This is a genomic window from Pantoea sp. KPR_PJ (genome assembly GCF_041386365.1).
Taxonomy (GTDB): Bacteria; Pseudomonadota; Gammaproteobacteria; order Enterobacterales; family Enterobacteriaceae; genus Pantoea.
The window spans coordinates 259,659-278,921 of sequence record NZ_JABMIK010000002.1 but is presented as its reverse complement, the minus strand read 5'-3'; the positions used below and the strand labels follow the sequence as shown (position 1 = coordinate 278,921).

16 protein-coding genes are annotated in these 19,263 nt (G+C 61.3%); 10 read left to right on the top strand and 6 right to left on the bottom strand.

Annotated elements, in window-relative coordinates:
* Positions 1–16 precede the first annotated feature (16 nt).
* The 3 genes from HP564_RS06060 to HP564_RS06050 are packed head-to-tail and all read right to left on the bottom strand — an operon-like array spanning position 17 to position 3,740.
* Complete coding sequence (locus tag HP564_RS06060; protein ID WP_371241178.1) at positions 17–1,231, bottom strand: cytochrome c; 1,215 nt, start codon at positions 1,229–1,231, stop codon at positions 17–19.
* The gene (locus HP564_RS06055; RefSeq protein WP_371241176.1) at positions 1,228–2,991 is read right to left on the bottom strand and encodes a GMC family oxidoreductase; all 1,764 of its coding nucleotides are present in this window, start codon (positions 2,989–2,991) and stop codon (positions 1,228–1,230) included. Before HP564_RS06055 ends, HP564_RS06060 begins: the two co-directional genes overlap by 4 nt.
* Entirely contained in the window at positions 2,988–3,740 is a 753-nt protein-coding gene (locus HP564_RS06050; protein WP_371241174.1) for a gluconate 2-dehydrogenase subunit 3 family protein, read from the bottom strand. The genes HP564_RS06055 and HP564_RS06050 overlap by 4 nt, the downstream gene beginning before the upstream one ends.
* A 207-nt stretch (positions 3,741–3,947) precedes the next feature.
* Here HP564_RS06050 and HP564_RS06045 point away from each other — a divergent pair, with 207 nt between their 5' ends.
* Complete coding sequence (locus HP564_RS06045; protein ID WP_371241172.1) at positions 3,948–5,006, top strand: FUSC family protein; 1,059 nt, start codon at positions 3,948–3,950, stop codon at positions 5,004–5,006.
* 161 nt (positions 5,007–5,167) lie between these two features.
* Positions 5,168–5,488, top strand: a complete 321-nt coding sequence (locus HP564_RS06040; protein WP_371241170.1) for a DUF496 family protein — start codon at positions 5,168–5,170, stop codon at positions 5,486–5,488.
* A 62-nt stretch (positions 5,489–5,550) separates the two neighbouring features.
* Here HP564_RS06040 and HP564_RS06035 read toward each other — a convergent pair whose 3' ends face one another.
* The 3 genes from HP564_RS06035 to HP564_RS06025 form a co-directional block, all read right to left on the bottom strand.
* A complete protein-coding gene (locus tag HP564_RS06035) occupies positions 5,551–6,612 on the bottom strand; it encodes a LacI family DNA-binding transcriptional regulator (protein ID WP_371241168.1) in 1,062 nt (353 codons plus the stop codon).
* Between the two features lie 201 nt (positions 6,613–6,813).
* Positions 6,814–7,725, bottom strand: a complete 912-nt coding sequence (locus HP564_RS06030) for a ketopantoate reductase family protein (protein WP_371241166.1) — start codon at positions 7,723–7,725, stop codon at positions 6,814–6,816.
* 74 nt (positions 7,726–7,799) lie between these two features.
* On the bottom strand, positions 7,800–8,105 hold the full coding sequence (locus HP564_RS06025; protein WP_371241164.1) for an ArsR/SmtB family transcription factor: 306 nt from the start codon (positions 8,103–8,105) through the stop codon (positions 7,800–7,802).
* 142 nt (positions 8,106–8,247) lie between these two features.
* On the opposite strand from HP564_RS06025, the gene fusA reads away from it, so the two are divergent.
* The 8 genes from fusA (at position 8,248) to HP564_RS05985 (ending at position 19,263) form a co-directional block, all read left to right on the top strand.
* A complete protein-coding gene (gene fusA, locus HP564_RS06020; protein WP_371241162.1) occupies positions 8,248–10,344 on the top strand; it encodes an elongation factor G in 2,097 nt (698 codons plus the stop codon).
* Positions 10,345–10,516: 172 nt separating this feature from the next.
* A complete protein-coding gene (locus HP564_RS06015; RefSeq protein WP_371241160.1) occupies positions 10,517–12,133 on the top strand; it encodes an ABC transporter substrate-binding protein in 1,617 nt (538 codons plus the stop codon).
* A gap of 173 nt (positions 12,134–12,306) precedes the next feature.
* Positions 12,307–12,831 carry a GNAT family N-acetyltransferase gene (locus HP564_RS06010; RefSeq protein ID WP_103796808.1) on the top strand — a complete coding sequence of 175 codons (525 nt, stop codon included), beginning with the start codon at positions 12,307–12,309 and terminating at the stop codon, positions 12,829–12,831.
* A gap of 39 nt (positions 12,832–12,870) precedes the next feature.
* Positions 12,871–14,484, top strand: coding sequence for an ABC transporter substrate-binding protein (locus tag HP564_RS06005; protein ID WP_239313918.1), 1,614 nt, complete (start codon positions 12,871–12,873; stop codon positions 14,482–14,484).
* Between the two features lie 12 nt (positions 14,485–14,496).
* A complete protein-coding gene (locus HP564_RS06000; RefSeq protein WP_239313921.1) occupies positions 14,497–15,486 on the top strand; it encodes an ABC transporter permease in 990 nt (329 codons plus the stop codon).
* The gene (locus HP564_RS05995) at positions 15,486–16,319 is read left to right on the top strand and encodes an ABC transporter permease (RefSeq protein WP_103796811.1); all 834 of its coding nucleotides are present in this window, start codon (positions 15,486–15,488) and stop codon (positions 16,317–16,319) included. The genes HP564_RS06000 and HP564_RS05995 overlap by 1 nt, the downstream gene beginning before the upstream one ends.
* On the top strand, positions 16,316–17,917 hold the full coding sequence (locus HP564_RS05990) for an ABC transporter ATP-binding protein (protein ID WP_103796812.1): 1,602 nt from the start codon (positions 16,316–16,318) through the stop codon (positions 17,915–17,917). The genes HP564_RS05995 and HP564_RS05990 overlap by 4 nt, the downstream gene beginning before the upstream one ends.
* Positions 17,918–17,928: 11 nt before the next feature.
* On the top strand, positions 17,929–19,263 hold the full coding sequence (locus HP564_RS05985) for an LLM class flavin-dependent oxidoreductase (RefSeq protein ID WP_103796813.1): 1,335 nt from the start codon (positions 17,929–17,931) through the stop codon (positions 19,261–19,263).

Genomic DNA, 19,263 nt, shown 5'->3' with positions numbered 1-19,263 from the left:
CGTGCCGCCTGTACACTTACTTCAGTTCCTCTTTCACCTTTTTCACGTCGCTCGCCGATACCGGCGCGGCGGCGTTGCCCCAGCTGTTGCGTATAAAGGTCAGCACCGCAGCGATCTGCTCATCATCCAGCACGCCCGCGAAAGCAGGCATTGCGGGGGCGGTAGGGCGCGCGTCAGTATCGACGCCGCGGCTGCCCGCACTCACTACACGGATCAGCGAGATTGCGTCTGGCTGATTGATCAGCGGGTTGGAGGCCAGCTGCGGGAAGATATTCTTCTCGCCGCGCCCGCCAGGGCTATGGCAGGCAGAGCACTTCGCCTCATAAATCTGTGCGCCGAGCTTCATGCGGTCATCGCTGGCGGCCAGCGGCTGCGGCACCGCTTCATCATGAGTTTTACCCGCTTTCAGGAAGGTGGCCACCGCTTTCAGATCCTCGTCGCGCCAGTACTGCGTCGAGTGGCGAACGGCGTCCGCCATCGGACCGGAGGCGATGTCATAACGGTTAACCCCGGTGCGCAGATAGCTGACAATATCCTCCTGCGACCATTTGCCCAGACCCGTATGGGCATCTGCGCTGAGACTAGGCGCGTACCAGCCTTCTACCTCGCTGCCGCTCAGGAAACGGCTGTTTTTGTCGCCACCAAGAAAGTTTTTCGAGGTGTGGCAGGTGCCGCAGTGGCCCAGCCCCTGCACCAGATAAGCACCGCGATTCCACTCTGCTGACTGAGCGGGATCAGGGACAAAGGTTCCCTTATCAAAGTTCAGCCAGTTCCAGGCTATCAGGCTGGTGCGGATATTGAACGGGAAGGGGAGCTGGTTGGTCTCCACTTCATGATGGATCGGCTGTAGCGTTTGCATCCAGGCCCAGAGATCGGCGAGATCCTGCTCAGACATTTTGGTGTAGGCGGTAAACGGCATCGCGCCATAGAGCCGCTTGCCGCCGTGGCCGATGCCTTCGGTCATGGCGCGCCGGAAATCGTCGTAGCTCCAGTTACCAATGCCGGTTTCGCGATCCGGCGTGATGTTTGCGCCAGCCAGCACGCCAAACGGCGTATTAATTTTTACCCCGCCTGCATAGGGCTGTCGGGAATCGGTGGTGTGGCAGGCGGTGCAGTCACCCAGCGTGGCGATGTAGCTGCCACGGGCATACTGATCGTATTCCGGCTGGGCCTGGCTGCTGAAGCTGGCAGCCAGCAGCAGCGCGGCAGAGAGAGCATTCAGCGTTTTCATGCGGTAATCATCTCCCCGGGACGTTGCAGATACCAGGTGCGGATCGCGTGGGCCGCCTTGAACGCCAGCGCGCCTACGGTGCCGGTCGGGTTATAGCCGGGGTTCTGCGGGAAGGCTGATGCGCCGACGACAAACAGGTTCGGAACGTCCCAGACCTGAAGATGTTTGTTCACCGAACTCGTGCTGGGATCGGCCCCCATGACAAATCCGCCCACAACGTGTGAGGACTGATAGGGCACGCTGCTCCAGTGGCCGGTCATCGGTTTCACAATCATCTCGCGAGGATTCATCGATTTGGCAATCTCAGCAACTTTGCCGGTGCAGTACTGCGCCATCTTCAGGTCGTTCTGCGCAAAGTCAAAGGTGATGCGCAGCAGCGGACGTCCGTGCGGATCGGTATAGTTGGGATCGAGCGAAAGATAGTTAGTACGCGTGGTATAGCTGCTCGCCTCGCAGCCAATCGACATGGTGCTGAGATAATTATCTTTCAGCGCGCGCTTCCATTTCGATCCCCACTTAGGCGTGCCGGGCGGCAGCGGACGATAGCCGATCGGCGCCGCGCCAATTGGCGTGACGCGGATGCTGCCTCCTCCCAAAAAGCCCAGCCCGCTATGGTCAAAGTTATCATTGTTGAATTCGTCGATACCCATGCCGACCGCGCCTGCGCCGATAAAGGGATTGAAATTCTTGTCGTCGAAAAACAGCGTGACGTTATTCGCGGTCTGATAGGCGTAGTTGCGACCGGTTGTGCCTCTGTTCGTGACCGGATCGTAGGCTTCACCAATCTTAGAGAGCAGCATCAGCCGCACGTTTTCAAAGGTAAAGGCCGCGACAATCACCAGGTCGGCAGGCTGTTCCCATTTATCGCCGGAGGAGTCGATATAGGTGACGCCGGTGGCCTTTTTGCCGGTGGAGTCGGTCAGCACCTCCAGCACTTCGCAGTTGGTGTAAGCGGTAAAATTCTCTTTGCGCATCAGCGCGGGCAATATTGTGGTAATGGCGCTGGCCTTGGAGTAGTTGGCGCAACCGTAATTGGTACAGAAGCCGCAGAAGGTGCAGGGCCCCATCGTCACGCCATAGGGGTTGGTATAGGCTTCCGAAACCAGTGAAGAGGGAACGGGAAAAGGCTGATAGCCCATCTCTTTTGCCGCCTGAGCAAACAGCGTGGGGCCATAGGGCTGGCGCAGCGGTGGCGTGGGATACTCGCCGCTGCGTGGCCCTTCAAACGGGTTACCGCCCGCGCGCTTCTCGCCGTTCAGATTGCCCGCATAGCCAGAGGTTCCCGCCACGCGCTCAAACTGCATATAGTGCGGCTCCATCTCTTCCCAGGTCGTGCCCCAGTCCTGCAACACCAGCTCATCGGGCAGGGCATCGGCGCCATAGCGTTCGGTCAGGTGGCTTTTCAGCTGAAACTCGTGTGGCTGAAAGCGAAAGGTAATGCCCGCCCAGTGGTTGCCTGCGCCGCCGGTGCCGTTGCCGGGATGGAACGATCCCCAGGTACGCATCGGCAGTGCGGTCTGCGACGGGTTATTGCGCATGGTGCAGGTATTCTGGCGCGTACGCAGCATCAACTCTTCGCGCATAACATAGCGTAGTTCGTCGGTAACAGTCCCGATATTGAAGTCGCGTGCGGTATCGCGCCACGGGCCGCGCTCAATGCCGATCACTTCCAGCCCTTCATCGGCCAGCTCATTGGCAATAATCGATCCCGCCCAGCCGAGGCCAATCACCACGACATCCGTTTTAGGTAGTTTTTTCATGGCTTATCCTTTGCTTTCCACTGTCCAATGCTGAGCGGTTCAAGGTGCAGATCTTCGTTGTGACGTTCGATATAGGGGCGGTAGTCATAGCGCGCGCCGGGAAAGCCCAGCATTTTCCACGACGCCATATCCCGGTTGCCGCCGTAAATGGGATCGGCAAAGAAGCCTTCCATGGTGTTATTGAGCACCTCGATAAACAGTGACTGGGCATCAACGCCGTCAAAATGGACCTTGCCCGCTTCCATGGCGGCCAGCAGCGCGTCCTGTTGCTCGGGAGTTAACGCTGTAAAAGATTTTTGTGAAGTCTGCTGCACGTAGCGGTTCAGCGCCGCAATGCCCTGGCGGTAGCGCTGCTGAGGCACCAGCGGCGACTGGTCACCTTGCTCGGGCGTACCTTTCTGAAACGGGCCGTCCATATAAAGGCGCTCAAAGGTGCCGTAAAAGCCGTGCAGCTGGCGATCGATAAACCGCGCGCAGCCTGCCTCTTTGCCGCCGACGCTGAGCTCATCGGCGGGGATCAGCCGGTCAACAATCGCTTCAATGGTGTGGGCTTCATCATCGGTAAAAAAGAGCCAGCCGGGCTGGTCAAAGGTTTCGGGCGGGTTATCGGCGAAGGGGGTCCAGCCGGGAGAGCCTTTCAGAGAGACGGCATCAGCCGCCTGGGTCACGGTGGCAGCGATCCCCAGCGTAGACCAGGTCAGCACCTGCCGTCGCGTGACGCCCGGCAGCGTTTTGGCTCTTTTTTTCATGTTGCTTCCTTTAGTCGTGTTATCAAACAAACGAAATTTAAAGAAGTGGTGATGTGGTTGTTTTTGTGATTTATAAGGCTTGTAAAGCCAGTGTTGATAATTGTAAGAAGGTGTCAAAACTGTATTGAAATGTAGAAGCGCCATTAAGCCTTAGCAACGTCATGGGATAAAATAACGCACTTTATGATCCATAGCCGGAAAACCATTTTGCGCCCTGATAAGCCCATATCGAAGATAGAGTTTTGGTTATATCGCCACTATCGCAGCGTGCATGGTGTGCGCATCGCCATCGCCTTTGTGCTGACCTTTTTGCTGGTGCGCCTGACCGGAATACCCGAAGGCACCTGGCCGCTGATTACGCTGGTCGTGGTGATGGGGCCGATTTCTACCTGGGGCAACGTTTTTCCGCGCGCCATACAGCGCATTTGCGGCACCTTTGCCGGATCGATATCGGGCCTGATTGCCCTGAAGCTGGAGCTGATGTCGCTGCCGGTGATGCTCGTCTGGTGCGGCATCGTCATGATGGTATGCGGCTATCTGACGCTGGGCAAACATCCCTATATGGCGCTGCTTATTGGCATTACGCTCAGCGTCGTGGTGGGTGCGCCAGCGGGTGACTTTACCGTGGCGCTGTGGCGCGGCGGCGATGTGATTCTCGGCTCGCTGCTGGCGCTGCTCTTCAGCGCGATCTGGGCGCAGCGCGCCTATACCCACTGGCGTATCCAGCTATCGGACGCGCTGGCTGAAATGGCCAAAATTTACCACGCTGGTTTTTCCCCCAATCTGATTGAAAAACCCCGCCTGAAAAAACCGGTGGGCAAACTGCTGACCAGCGTCGTCAAAATGCGCGCGCTGTTGGTGCCCGCCAGCAAAGAGACGCGCATTCCGAAATCGGTGTTTGAAGCGATTCAGACCATTAACCGCAACATGGTCAATACGGTCGAGATGCAGATCGAAGCCTGGTGGGCCTCGCGCGAGAGCCACCTGCTCATGGTCAACGCGCCAACGCTGCGCCGCACGCAGCAGATGACGGAGAAAACGCTGCATGCGCTGTCGGTGCTGGCGCTGCGCGGGGAAACCGACGACGTCGTAGCCAGTAGCCACGAGCTGACAGAAATTACCCGCGAGCTGAAGCAGCTGATTGCTGAAGCGGGCAGCGAACGTCTGGAGGAGACGCCCATCTACGGCTATGTCTGGTTGAGCCTGGAGCTGGCGAAGCAGCTGGAGCGCATGACCGATCTGCTTCGTCTGGCGCTGCGCAAATAATCACCAGGTACAATGACTTAATGTGAAAGCCATAATCTTTGCGCTAAGATAAGCGCCAGTCCGATTTTAGCGGCGACAATTGTCGCCCCGGCTGGCGAACCGCTAAGCTGAAGGTTATGACTCTACTCCCTGCGTAAGCAGGCCCAATAAAAGGTGCCACCATGGAAAATGCCAAGCAATCATTTCAGGACGTACTGGAGTTTGTGCGTATGTTCCGTCGTAAAAACAAACTGCAGCGTGAAATCACGGATAACGAAAAGAAAATCCGCGATAACCAGAAGCGTGTCCTGCTGCTGGACAACCTGAGCGAGTACATTAAACCGGGCATGAGCATTGAAGCGATTCAGGAAATTATCGCCTCTATGCGTTCTGACTACGAAGACCGCGTCGATGAGTACATCATCAAAAACGCCGATCTGTCGAAAGAGCGCCGCGATCTGTCGAAAAAACTGAAATCAATGGGCGAGCCGAAAGGGCACTGATAGCGCGTCAAATCACTGAAACCCACGCCAGAGCGTGGGTTTTTTTTTGCCTGAAAATCTTTTCAGCGGCTTTCCAGCTGGCGCGCAATATGCTGAAGCTGCTGTGCCAGCGTCGCCAGGCTGGGCGAGAGCGTGCCCGGCGCGGCGGTGGTTTCGCGCAGCACCAGTACCGGTTCCAGCCGTTTCTGCGGCGGTGGGCGATCCTCTAACTGCGCCAGCAGCCTCTCGACACTCTCTTCACCCAGCGCGTGCAGATCCTGACGCACCGTGGTCAGCGGCGGCTGATACCAGGCGCTTTCTGCCGTGTCATCATAGCCGGTAACAGAGATCTGGGCGGGAATGGCCACGCCGTGCTGATGCAGCGCACGCATCGCGCCCAGCGCCATCTGGTCATTCGCCACCAGCAGCGCCTGCGGCAGGCGATGCGGCAACTGTTGCAGCATCGCCTGATAGCCAGACTGCGCGCTCCAGTCACCCTGCAATACGCAGACAGGCGTCAGCTGGTGCGCCGCCAGCGCCTCTCGCCACGCCGCTTCGCGGATCCGGGCAGAGATCGCCTGTGGCGGCCCGTTGAGCAGACCAATCTGTCGATGCCCCAGCGCGACCAGATGTTCCACCGCGGCGCGTGCACCCTGTGCATTCGAGAACTGGCACTGCGGGACCGCCGCTTCAGGTGCCACGTCCATAAACAGCACCGGTTTGCTGCCGCACAGGGTCAGGATCTGCTCGGCGTCACTGGCCGCCAGCGGCAGGTTAATCATCAGCGCATCTACACGCTGCGCCAGCAGTTCATTAACGGTATCCGCCGCACTGTTATGGCTGTGCATCGCAATGACCAGATGATACCCGGCGCGGCTGGCGCGCTGCTGGATCGCTGAGGCAATTTGCGCCGGGGCCATCAGCGCCAGATCGCTGGTGGCCAGTCCCAGCGTGCGTGTGGCTTTGCCCGCCAGTTGCTGCGCCACACGGTTTGGCACGTAGTTAAGCTGCTGCATGGCTGCTTCCACTTTCGCCCGGGTGCGCGGCGATACCTGCGGCGAGTGGTTCAGCACACGAGAAACGGTCTGATAGGAGACGCCAGCAAGGCGGGCGACGTCGTCAAGCGTAATGGCGCGAGAAGTCATTGATTTCTCCACAGGACAGAGGCGGCCAGTGTAGCAAAATTTTGGCGTGTCAGGCTGTTCTGTCACGCCTGCGTTCCCTCTGACCCGCAGGTGACAGGCGGCTTACCCAACAAGGCTGTTCAGGATCTTAACCTTATTGCCGCCGGGCACCGCCTGATGTCGCTGCCTGCCAGACAGGATCGGCTGGCAGCAGAGCGATAATCAACGCCCCCTGAGGTAGACCTGGAGATTAACGTTGACCGCGTTAAGCAGCGGTACGCTGACGCCATGTTGCGCAGCACGCCGTACCAGATCGCCAATCACCTGCTCCGCCTCAATCTCATAACCCTGTGACAGATCGCGGTACATAGAGGAAGTCATCGGCGTTGCCGGGTTATTGAGCAGCGCGAAGATTTTTGCCGTGACCGCCGGACGCGGCTGATAGCCATCGGCCGTGATGGTCGCCAGCACTTCGCTGAAAAGGTCACGCAGCAGCGCTTCACCGCCGGCTGAGGTCAACACCTGCTGTGTGTCACCCCGCGCCAGACAGCAGACCGCGCCGAGCGTGCTCAGCAGCAGCCACTTCTCCCACAGCTCGCCGATAATGTTGTCGGAAAAAATGGTGTCAACGCTGGCCGCGCGCAGCGACTCATCCACGCGCTGCAGGCGCGCGTCGTTATTACCGTCCAGCGCGCCGTAGTAGATCTGATGCAGGGGGGTCATCTGCACGATCTCACCCTGTTCACCCAGCGTAGCGTTGATTTTTACCAGTCCGCCAATCACCTTGTCACCAAAGCGTTCGCGCAGGGTGTCGATATGACGCATGCCGTTCAGCACAGGCATGATCAGCGTTTGTTCGCCGATGGCAGGTGCGATGTCCTCCAGCGCCTGCGCCAGGCCAAAACTCTTGACCGTCAGGATAATCAGATCGTACACCCCCGCCAGCGAGCCCGCCTGCGCCAGCTGCGGCTGCAGTTTCTCCACCCCCTGCGGGGTTCGCAGCACCAGCCCGTTCTCCTTTAGCTGCTGAAAACGGCGCTCGCGCACCAGAAAAGTGACATCACGTCCAGCCTGCGCCAGGCGCGCGCCGAAATAGCCGCCGGTTGCGCCGGCACCTACGATAAGAATGCGCATAATCTCGATTTTCCGTTAGCCATTGAGATCGTTACCTTAAAACCTGGCGGCAGCGGTTGCCAGCGTTACGTTACTCAGCCGCGCGCCAGCGCCGCCAGCAGCGCCGCCAGCAGGCCGGGAAAGCGCTGTTCCAGGCAGTCGCGGCGCAGCGAAATCAGATTTTCCCGCCCGACGGGCCGCTGCCAGATCACACCGCTGTCGCGCAGCACGCGCCAGTGATGAGTCATGGTCGATTTGGCAACCTCGCCGCGCAACGCATTGCAGCTCTGCTCGCCATGCTCTGCCAGCGACTGCAACACCGCCAGGCGAATCGGATTACCGAGCGCAAACAGCACGTTTTCCAGTCTGATGTCGTGCGGCTGCGGATGATTTTCCAGCATGATATTCCTGTTCTACGATCGCTGTTATTGTACAATTATAGCTCAAACTGTTCGTATATTGTCGTACAGTTAGCCTAAGCTGTTTCACGATGGCGGACAATCCTGCCCGCCGCCCTGACAGTCTACAGACTAAGGACGCATCATGCCCCGAACACTTCCCGTTGAGCGTTACCGCAACATCGGCATCTCCGCGCACATTGATGCCGGCAAGACCACCACCACCGAGCGCATTCTTTTTTACACCGGAATGAGCCACAAGCTGGGTGAAGTGCACGATGGCGCCGCAACGACCGACTGGATGGCGCAGGAGCAGGAGCGCGGCATCACCATCACCTCGGCGGCGGTGAGCTGCTTCTGGTCCGGCATGGACGGCAGCTTTACGCCGCACCGCATCAATATTATCGACACCCCGGGACACGTTGACTTCACTATTGAGGTCGAGCGCTCTATGCGCGTGCTGGATGGTGCGGTTATGGTCTATGACGCCGTCGGCGGCGTGCAGCCGCAGTCGGAAACGGTCTGGCGTCAGGCCAGTAAATATCATGTGCCACGCCTGGCGTTCGTCAACAAAATGGACCGCCAGGGCGCAGACTTCTTTCGCGTGGTGCAGATGATGCAGGATCGCCTCGGCGCAAACCCGGTGCCGATCGCCATTCCCATCGGCGCGGAAGAGCACTTTAGCGGCGTGGTGGATCTGCTGAAAATGCAGGCGATTTACTGGGATGAGGCGTCGCAGGGCATGACCTTCAGCTACGCGCCCATTCCCGACGCGCTGCTGACGCTGGCAACCGTCTGGCGTGAAAAAATGGTCTCGGCCGCCGCCGAGGCGAGCGATGCACTGACGGAGGCCTGGCTGGAGAGCGGCGATCTCACACACGATCAGATTATTGCCGGACTGCGTCAGCGCACGCTGCGTAACGAGATCCAGCCGATGCTGTGCGGCAGCGCCTTTAAGAACAAAGGGGTGCAGCGCATGCTGGATGCGGTGATTGAACTGATGCCGTCGCCCGCTGACATCCCCGCTATTAAAGGCGTGGATGAAGCGGGCAATGAGGCGGAGCGGCATCCGGGTGACGACGAGCCGTTTTCAGCCCTGGCGTTTAAGCTGATGAGCGATCCCTTTGTCGGTCAGCTTACCTTTGTGCGCGTCTATTCCGGCGTGCTGCGCAAAGGCGACAGCGTCTGGAATGCGGTGAAGGGCAAAAAAGAGCGCATCGGCCGCATTGTGCAGATGCACGCGAATGCACGCCACGAGATCGAGGAGATTCGCGCCGGGGACATCGCCGCCTGCGTTGGGCTGAAAGAGGTGACCACTGGCGAGACGCTGTGCGATCCCGGCGCCATTATCACGCTGGAGCGTATGGCGTTCCCCGACCCGGTGATTTCACTCTCCATTGAGCCAAAAACTAAAGGCGACCAGGAGAAGATGAGTCTGGCCCTCCAGCGGCTGGCGGCGGAAGATCCCTCGTTCCACCTGCACACCGACGAGGAGTCTGGACAGGCGATTATTTCCGGCATGGGTGAGCTGCATCTGGAGATCATCGTTGACCGCCTGAAGCGCGAATTCGGCGTCGAGGCGAACATCGGTCGGCCGCAGGTGACCTACCGCGAGACGCTGCGTAAAACGGTGCGCGACGTGGAAGGAAAATTTGTGCGGCAGTCGGGCGGGAAAGGACAGTATGGCCACGTGGTGCTGACGCTGGAACCACTGGAGCCAGGCGGCGGCTTTGTCTTCGAAGACGCCACCAAAGGTGGGGTGGTGCCGCGCGAATATATCCCGTCGGTTGAGAAAGGGATCCGCGAGGCGCTCAATACCGGGGTGGTGGCAGGCTACCCCATCGTTGACCTGAAAGCGACGCTGACTTTCGGCTCCTACCATGATGTCGACTCCTCAGAAATGGCGTTCCGCATGGCGGCCATCCTCGGCTTCCGCGCCGCCGCAAAGCTGGCCGATCCCGTGCTGCTGGAGCCGGTGATGAAGGTGGAAGTGGAAACGCCGGAAGAGTACGCGGGCGGTATTATGGGCGATCTCTCTTCACGTCGCGGGCAGGTGCAGGGCATGGATGAGCATTTTGGCGGCCGGATTATCCGCGCCGAAGTGCCGCTGGCGGAGATGTTTGGCTACTCGACTGCGCTGCGCTCGCTGACGCAGGGGCGTGCCACCTATAGCATGGAGTTTGCCCACTACGCGCAGGCGCCGCGTCAGGTAGCCGACGCGGTGATTGCCGCGCGCCACTAAGCCGCTAAACTATGATGGCAGGGACGCCATCTTTCCCTAATCCCGCCTCGCGCCAAACCATTGTCACTATTCTCGTTTTACTTCCCCTTTTCGGACGTTTAATCATTTCGCGGCTCGACTCTTTGCGCGCGTCGCTGGCGCGCACCTTTCTACTCTTGCGGACAAGGACACTATGAACGCCAATTCTCTGCACCGCGCGCTGGGCGCGATCTGCCTGCTGGGCCACGTCGCCGCCGTCTCCGCTGCCGAAACGCCGCGAGCGGGCGGCAGCTTTACCGTCGGCGTTGAAACCGAACCCAATACCTTTAACCCGCAGCTCAACGGACAGGCCAAGGCCGATGTCACGCTGCGCAACGTCTGGGAGTCGCTGCTGGCGCGCCAGCCCGACGGCAGCTTCGTTCCCTGGCTGGCGCAGAGCTATCAGGCCAGCCCGGACGGCAGCCAGTATCGCTTTACGCTGCGCCGCGACGTGCTCTTTTCCAACGGCGAAAAGCTGGATGCGCAGGCGGTGGCGGAGAATTTCCGCCATACCCAGGATGCGCGATATTGCGCGGGAACCAGCCTGTGCATGATGGGGGGGCGCATCAGCAGCATCGAAACGCCAGACGACTTTACGGTGGTGATCACCCTGAAGCAGGGCTACACGCCGTTTCTCTCGTTCGCCGCCGCGCTGGAGATCCTCGCGCCCGCCAGCTGGCGGTCGGCGCAGCTCAAGTCAGGCGGCAAGGAGATAGCCGGCACCGGCCCCTTTATTCTCGACAGCTATGAGAAGGGCCAGCAGGTGACCTTCGTGCGCAACCCGCACTATCGCTGGGCGCCCGCCACGGCAAAACATCAGGGGCCGGCGTATCTCGATCGCGTCACCTATCGCTTTTTGCCGGAATCCTCGGTGCGCACCGGCGCGCTGCTCTCCGGCCAGCTCGACGCCATTGAGGGCATCTCCGGCAACGACGCGGGCGAATTTAAAGACAACGGTGACTTCACCTTTCAGCATGCGCTCAATACCGGTACGCCGTACTCGCTCTATCTCAACGTCGACTATGGCCCGACGCAGGATGTCCGCGTGCGTCAGGCGATCGTCAGCGGGCTTGATATCGATCCGCTGCTGAAATCGGTCTATCGCGGCGAACGCACACGCGGCTGGGGCATTACCTCGCCGGTTGAACCGCTCTACGACAAGGCGCTGGAGGGCAAATATGGCAACCAGCCGGAGGCCGCTAACCGGCTGCTGGACGAGGCGGGCTGGGCCACGCGCGACAGCGAAGGTTTTCGCAGTAAAGCGGGCCAGCGGCTGAGCATTGAGGTAATCCAGGCGCAGGCGACGGTGCGCGACCAGCGCGACGTGCTGCTGCAGGCGATTCAGGCGCAGGCGCGGCAGCGGCTTGGCGTTGATTTCAGGCTGCGCTACGTCGATTCCGGCACCTATGCCGAGGTGCGCAACAGCGGCAGGTTCGGCGCGATTGCCAACTCCAATACCGAAACCGACGGTATCGATATTGAAAATCACTACCGGCCCATCAGCCAGGGCGGGGCGATCAACTACAGCCGGGTCAATGATGCGCAGATCAACGCGCTGCTGGATAAAGCCGCCAGCACGCTGGACGTCGCGCAGCGCCGTCAGGCTTACAGCGAACTGCAAAACCGCGCGCTGCGCCAGCTGGCGCTGGCGGTGCCGCTCTATCAGCCGGAAGATCAGATCGCCGCCGCGCGCTATGTCCACGGCTATGGCTTCCGCAGCTTTAAGCAGATGCCGGAAAACGCCTATGAGGTCTGGCTAAGCGATCGTTAATTCACGCCAGGCTTAGATAAAGTTGTTATTTCAATATGCGCCTGGCGCAATTATTCCCGCGCCATGCCGGGGCGGATTCCCATATTCAACAAAACGATTGTCATTATTGTCGGTTTACATTCTTCGCGCCGGATTTTAATAATTTCCCGGTAATTAATCGAGAGAGCGAAAATATGAGTCAGTCCGTTCAGGTGGCAAAATCCGACGATGCAGAAGAGATCTTCGCCCTGCTGCAGCGCGCCTACGCCTCGCTGCTGGAGCAGGATATCCATTTCACCATTACGCAGGGCAACGTGAGCCAGGTGCGTCAGACCATCGAGCGCGAAACCGTGCTGGTGTTGCGCAAGTGGCAGCGGGCGGTTGCCACGGTGACGGTGCGCTTTCCCTGGACTCAGGAGGCGAACGCGCCGTCGCAGCTGCCGTTTATTCACTGGTTCGCCGTCGATCCCGATTTTAAAGGCCAGGGCTATGGCCGCGAAATAATCAGCTGGGCGGAGGATCATTTATTAAAAGAGACGTTAAAAGCGCCGGGCGTTTATCTGGCCACCGCAGTCAAACATCCGTGGCTGAGTGAATTATATCAGCGCCGCGGCTATCAGCCTTTTTATCATCGCACTAATCCGCTGGGTGAAGCGCTGGTGTTTCTGAAAAAGGAATTTCAGCCTGAAGTCGCCACCGAAATTGCTCGCTCGGCCTGATTTTTATAATAAAACGCACCTGCATTTAATAAGGACAATATGAAAAAGATTTTTACCCTGGCGCTGGGTTTCACCTCTCTGTTGGGAAGCGCATCACCTCTGCTGGCCGCTGACGCGCCGCACAGCGGCGGCAGTTTGACGGTTGGCGTCGAGACCGAACCTACCACCTTTAACCCGCAGCTCAACGGCCAGGACAAAGCAGAGATCACCCTGCGTAATTTCTGGGAATCGCTGCTGGCGCGCCGCCCCGACGGCAGCTTTGTGCCCTGGCTGGCGGAGAGCTATCAGATCAGCCCGGACGGCAAAACGCTGCGCTTTACGCTGCGCCACGACGTCACCTTCTCCAACGGCGAAAAGCTGAACGCCCAGGCGGTAGCGGAGAATTTCCGCCATACCCAGGATGCCCGATATTGCGCGGGCACCAGCCTGTGTCTGATGGGCACCCATATCGCCAGCATTGAGACGCCGGACGACACCACTGTGGTGATTAATCTCAACGCCACCTATTCGCCGTTCCTGTCGTTCGCCGCCGGGCTGCAGATCCTTGCGCCCGCCAGCTGGCAGTCGACGCAGCTCAAGTCGGGCGGCAAAGAGATTGCAGGCACCGGGCCGTTTATTCTTGACAGCTACGAGAAGGGGCAGCAGGTCACCTTCGTGCGAAACCCGAACTACCGCTGGGCGCCCGCCACGGCGAAGCACCAGGGACCGGCCTATCTTGAGCGCGTCACCTACCGGTTCCTGCCGGAATCTTCGGTGCGCACCGGCGCGCTGCTCTCCGGACAGGTGGACGCCATCGAAGGCATCTCCGGCAACGACGCGGGCGAATTTAAAGACAACGGCGACTTCACCTACCAGCACGCGCTCAATACCGGCACGCCATATTCGCTGTTCCTTAACGTCGACTATGGCCCGACGCAGGATGTGCGCGTGCGCCAGGCGCTGCTGCAGGGGCTGGAGATCGATCCGCTGCTGAAATCGGTCTATCGCGGCGAACGCACCCGCGCGTGGGGCATCACCTCGCCGGTCGATCCGCTGTATGACAAGGCGCTGGAGGGCAAATATGGCAATCAGCCAGACGCCGCCAACAGGCTGCTGGATGAGGCGGGCTGGAGCGCGCGCGACAGCGAAGGATTCCGCACCAAAGCGGGCCAGCGGCTGCGCATCGAGCTGATCCAGGCGCAGGCAACGGTGCGCGACCAGCGCGACGTGCTGCTGCAGGCGATTCAGGCGCAGGCGCGCCAGCGGCTCGGCGTCGACCTGAAACTCAACTATGTCGATTCCGGCACCTACACCGAGGTGCGCGCCAGCGGCAAGTTCGGCACCATCGCCAACTCCAATACGCCTACCGACGGCGTCGATATAGAAAACCACTACCGGCCGATCAAACAGGGCGGCGCTATCAACTACAGCCGCGTTAACGATGCGCAGATCAACGCGCTGCTCGATAAGGCCGCCGGCACGCTGGATATCGCCCAGCGCCGTCAGGCCTATAGCGATCTGCAAACGCGGGCGCTGACCGAGCTTGCGCTGGCGCTGCCGCTCTACGAGCCGGAAGACCAGCTTGCCACGGCCAGCTACGTGCACGGCTACGGCTTCCGCAGCTACAAACAGATGCCGGAAAGCGTTTACGACGTCTGGCTTAGCGAACACTAACAGGAGGCGAGGATGAGTCTGGAGAGCATCGCAACCCGCGCGCCGCGTAAGCCGACGCCCTCATTCTGGCGCAATGCGCTGGCGCGGCGCATTGCCGGGCGGCTGTCTGGCGGCGTGCTGGTGCTGTGGGCGGCCGTTACGCTGGCGTTTCTCGGCGTGCATCTGGCGCCGGGCGACATTGTGAGCCTGCTGATTGGCGAACAGGTGCGCACGGCGGCCATTGAGGCGGCGATCCGCGCCGAATGGGGGCTGAACGAACCTTTGTGGCTGCAATATCTGCACTATTTATGGCGCGTGCTGCACGGCGATTTCGGGCGCTCCTACATCCTTAATACCGAGGTGAGCCATCTGCTGGCAACGCAGCTGTGGCCCACCATCAAGCTGACGCTGGCGGCGCTGCTGGTGAGCATTCTCTTCGCCGTGGCGGTGGCGGTCAGCACCGCGCATCGCCGTTGGGGCCGCCGCGCGGCCAACGCGGTGGAGCTGCTGCTGGCTTCGACGCCGTCGTTCTGGATGGGCATCGTGCTGCTGTTTGTTTTCAGCTTTACGCTGCGCTGGTTCCCGGTGGCGGGCGACCGCACGCTCTCGGCGCTGGTGCTGCCTGCGCTGGCGCTGGGACTGGCGCAGGGCGCGGTGGTGGCCCAGCTGCTACGGCGCGAGCTGGAGCGCGCGCTGGATGCTCCCTTTACTCTGACGCTGCGCGCCTGGGGCGTCGGCGAAACCACTATTCGTTTGCGCCACGCGCTGCGCCATGCCGCCTTGCCCGCCGTCACCCTGACCGGCTGGCTGGTGGGCGGCCTGCTGAGCGGTGCGGTGATCACTGAGCAGGTGTTTGGCCGGCCCGGACTTGGCAAGCTGACGGTCGACGCGGTGCTGGCGAAAGATCTGCCGGTGGTGCTGGCGGTCGCCATTTTATCGGCGTTGATCTACGTGGTGATGAGCACGCTGGTGGACATTCTGGCGCTGTGGATCGATCCGCGCCTGCGTGGGGAGAACCAATAATGCAAGCCATTCTGCAACGTGTTTCCTTTGCGCTGCCCGCCGCGGTATGGGCAGCGATCGGCTTTCTGTTTCTGCTGCTACTGGCGGTGGTCGCCCCGCAGTGGCTGGCGCACAGCGATCCGCTGCTGGCCGACCCGCTCAACGCTCAGCTACCGCCGTCTGCACAGCACTGGCTTGGGACCGATCAGCTTGGACGCGACCTGCTGACGCGAGTGATCTACGGCAGCCGCTATTCGCTGCTGATCAGCGTGGCGGCGATGGCGCTGGCGGTGCTGTTCGGCACGCTGCTGGGGCTGGCCGCCGCGCTCGCCCGCGGCATCGTCGACGAGCTGCTGAGCCGCGCGGTAGACGTGATCTCCGCCTTTCCCGATCTGCTGCTGGCGCTGATGCTGATCGCCTTTACCGGGCCAGGCACCAGCAATTTGATTATCGCGCTCGGGGTGGCGTCGGTGCCGCGCTTTGCCCGCGTGGTGCGCGCGCAAACCTGGCGCGTGATGACCTCCGGCTACGTTGAGCAGGCGCGCACCTTCGGCCTGTCGCGCTCCACGCTGATCCTGCGCCATATTCTGCCGCACGCCATTGCGCAGGTACCTGCGCTGGCGACGCTGGGGCTGGGCACCGCCATTATCGGCGCCGCCGGGCTGAGCTTTCTCGGCATGGGGCCGCAGCCGCCGACCGCGGAATGGGGGCTGATGCTGGCGGAAGGACGTAACTATCTGCGCAACGCCTGGTGGATCGCCGTTTGGCCCGGCCTGTTTATCACCCTGACGGTGATCGCCGTCAACACGCTGGGCCGCTACTGGCAGGCGCGTTTTGAAGGAGGCGAAGCATGAACCCGGTTATCGACATTCAGAATCTCTCGATCCGTTTTGGCCCGCACTACGTGGTGAAAAACCTCGACCTGCAGGTGCAGCCGGGCGAATCGGTGGCGCTGGTAGGGGAGTCCGGCTCCGGCAAAACCCTGACGGCGCGCAGCCTCTCTGGGCTGTTGCCAGAAGGGGCGACGCTCAGCGCCGATCGCTTTGTTATCGACGGGCGCGATATGCGCCAGGCCGGGCGCGAGGCGTGGCGCGCGCTGCGCGGGCGACGCATCGGCTACGTATTACAGGACGCGCTGGTTTCGCTCGATCCGCTGCGCCGTATCGGGCAGCAGCTGGCGGATGCGCTTCGCGCCGCCGGACAGCGCGGCGCGCTGGAGGCGCAAAGTATCCGGCTGTTGCAGGCCGCAGGCATTAGCGACGCGGAAAGCCGGCTGGCGCGCTACCCGCACCAGCTTTCCGGCGGGCAGCGCCAGCGCGCCTTGATCGCCGCCGCGCTGGCGGCCAGCCCGGCGCTGCTGATTGCCGATGAGCCGACCACGGCGCTTGATATGACGGTGCAGCGGCAGATCCTGCAGCTGCTGGCGCAGCGACGCCGCGACGGTCACGCGTTGCTGCTGATCAGCCACGATCTGGCGGTGGTGTCTGAGCTGGCGGATCGCGTGCTGGTGATGCGCGACGGCGAAGTCGTGGAGCAGGGCCGCAGTGAGCTGCTGCTGGCACAGCCGCAGCATCCCTGGACGCAGCGGCTGCTGCACGCGGTGCCGACGCCCGCCACGCGCGGCCTGCGCCTGAGCGCGACCGAGCCAACGCCGCTGCCGCCGCGTCCGCAGCCCGGCAACGCGCCGCTGCTGGAGGCGATCGGTCTCAACAAGACCTACGGCGATCGTCAGGTATTGAACAATATTCACTTCCGCCTGCATTCGGGCGAAACCCTCGGCGTGGTGGGCGAATCTGGCTCGGGCAAAACCTCGCTGGTGAAAGTGGTGATGGGGCTGACCGAGCCGGACAGCGGCACGCTGCTGCTGGAGGGCAGTCGCTGGGATCGTCTCCATGAGAAGGCGCGCCGCGCACGACGGGCGCGCCTGCAGCTGATTGCTCAGGACCCGTATAGCTCCTTCGATCCGCGCTACACCGTGGAGAAGATTATTGGCGAAAGCCTCGACAGCGCGGGCATTTTCGGCGATGCGCGTCGCCAGCGCGTGCGTCAGCTGCTGGATGAGGTGCAGCTCGGCGACCGTTTCCTCGACCGCTATCCGCAGCAGCTCTCCGGCGGCCAGCGCCAGCGCGTCGCCATCGCGCGCGCCTTTGCGCCCAATCCTGCGCTGCTGGTGGCGGATGAGCCAGTCAGCGCGCTCGACGTGTCAGTGCAGGCGCAGGTGCTGGATCTGCTGGCCGATATGCAGGCCGAGCACGGCACCGCACTGCTGTTTATTTCTCACGACCTCGGCGTTATCCAGCATCTCGCCGATCGCGTGCTGGTGATGCAAAACGGTCAGGTGGTCGAGAGCGGCGATCTGCGTCAGGTGTTCGACGCGCCGCAGCATCCCTGGACGCAAAAACTGTTACAGGCCTTGCCAGTGCTTCCCGCCTGGCGGCCCGCCGTCGCATAAAGGAGATAACAATGAGTCAGACACAACGCCAGCTGCGGCTGGGCGCTATTATTCAGGGCGCATCCGGCAATATGTCCGCCTGGCGTCACCCCGACGCGGTGGCCGATGCCAGCATCAACGTTGATTACGTCCTGGATCTGGCGCGCAAGGCGGAGCAGGCGAAAATCGACTTTCTGTTCGTTGCTGACGGCCTCTACATTACGCCGCAGTCGATTCCCCATTTTCTTAACCGCTTCGAGCCGATTACGCTGCTGTCGGCGCTGTCGCTGGTCACCAAAAATATTGGGCTGGTGGCGACACTCTCTACCTCCTACAGCGAGCCATTTACCGTGGCGCGCCAGTTCGCCAGCCTCGATCACCTCAGCGGCGGCCGCGCTGGCTGGAACGTGGTGACCTCGCCGCTAGAAGGCTCGGCGAAGAATTTCTCACGCGCCAGCCATCCAGAGCATGACGAGCGCTATCGCGTCGCCAGCGAATATCTTGACGTGGTGAAAGGGCTGTGGGACTCGTGGGAGGCGGACGCATTTGTGCGCGACAAGGCGAGCGGCCAGTTCTTCGACGCCGACAAGCTGCACACGCTGAACCATAAAGGCAAATACTTCTCGGTGCAGGGGCCGCTTAACGTTGGCCGTTCGCCGCAGGGCCGTCCGGTGGTGTTCCAGGCGGGCGCGTCGGAAGCGGGCAAAGCCTTTGCCGCTGAGGCCGCCGACGCGATATATACCCGACAGAACTCGCCGGAGCAGGCGCGCGAGTTTCGCGAAGACGTGCGCCGTCGGCTGGTGGCGCGCGGCCGGAGCGCCGACGATATTCGCGTGTTTCAGGGCATCAGCGTCATTATTGGCGACAGCCAGGCCGACGCGGAGCGCCGCTATCAGCAGACTGCGGAACTGGTCACGCTCGAAAAGGCGCTGGCGTATCTCGGCCGCTACTTCGAACACCATGACTTCAGCCAGTACGATGTCGACGCGCCGTTCCCGGAGATTGGCGATCTTGGCGAAAATAGCTTTCGCAGCACCACCGACGCCATTAAGCGCAATGCGCGTGCGCGCGGCCTGACGCTGCGCCAGGCGGCACTTGAAGAGGCGACACCGCGTCCGACCTTCCTCGGCACCGCGCAGCAGGTGGCGGACGGCCTGGCGGAGTGGTTCCTCAGCGGGGCGGCTGACGGTTTTGTGGTGCGCGGCGGCACGCCGACGGCGTTCGACGATTTTGTCGCACAGGTGATCCCGCTGTTGCAGGCGCGCGGCATCTATCGTCAGGCGTATGAAGGCGCGACGCTGCGCGAAAATCTCGGGCTGGCCGAGCCGGAAAACCAGTTTGCCGGGCGCCGCCAGCAGGTCGCCTGA

Coding starts and splice junctions, on each gene's coding strand:
- HP564_RS06010 (WP_103796808.1), top strand. CDS start 12,307: ATGAGTCAGTCCGTTCAGGTGGCAAAATCCGACGATGCAGAAGAGATC.
- HP564_RS06030 (WP_371241166.1), bottom strand. CDS start 7,725: ATGCGCATTCTTATCGTAGGTGCCGGCGCAACCGGCGGCTATTTCGGC.
- HP564_RS06025 (WP_371241164.1), bottom strand. CDS start 8,105: ATGCTGGAAAATCATCCGCAGCCGCACGACATCAGACTGGAAAACGTG.
- fusA (WP_371241162.1), top strand. CDS start 8,248: ATGCCCCGAACACTTCCCGTTGAGCGTTACCGCAACATCGGCATCTCC.
- HP564_RS05985 (WP_103796813.1), top strand. CDS start 17,929: ATGAGTCAGACACAACGCCAGCTGCGGCTGGGCGCTATTATTCAGGGC.
- HP564_RS06040 (WP_371241170.1), top strand. CDS start 5,168: ATGGAAAATGCCAAGCAATCATTTCAGGACGTACTGGAGTTTGTGCGT.
- HP564_RS06035 (WP_371241168.1), bottom strand. CDS start 6,612: ATGACTTCTCGCGCCATTACGCTTGACGACGTCGCCCGCCTTGCTGGC.
- HP564_RS06060 (WP_371241178.1), bottom strand. CDS start 1,231: ATGAAAACGCTGAATGCTCTCTCTGCCGCGCTGCTGCTGGCTGCCAGC.
- HP564_RS06050 (WP_371241174.1), bottom strand. CDS start 3,740: ATGAAAAAAAGAGCCAAAACGCTGCCGGGCGTCACGCGACGGCAGGTG.
- HP564_RS06015 (WP_371241160.1), top strand. CDS start 10,517: ATGAACGCCAATTCTCTGCACCGCGCGCTGGGCGCGATCTGCCTGCTG.
- HP564_RS05995 (WP_103796811.1), top strand. CDS start 15,486: ATGCAAGCCATTCTGCAACGTGTTTCCTTTGCGCTGCCCGCCGCGGTA.
- HP564_RS06055 (WP_371241176.1), bottom strand. CDS start 2,991: ATGAAAAAACTACCTAAAACGGATGTCGTGGTGATTGGCCTCGGCTGG.
- HP564_RS06005 (WP_239313918.1), top strand. CDS start 12,871: ATGAAAAAGATTTTTACCCTGGCGCTGGGTTTCACCTCTCTGTTGGGA.
- HP564_RS06000 (WP_239313921.1), top strand. CDS start 14,497: ATGAGTCTGGAGAGCATCGCAACCCGCGCGCCGCGTAAGCCGACGCCC.
- HP564_RS05990 (WP_103796812.1), top strand. CDS start 16,316: ATGAACCCGGTTATCGACATTCAGAATCTCTCGATCCGTTTTGGCCCG.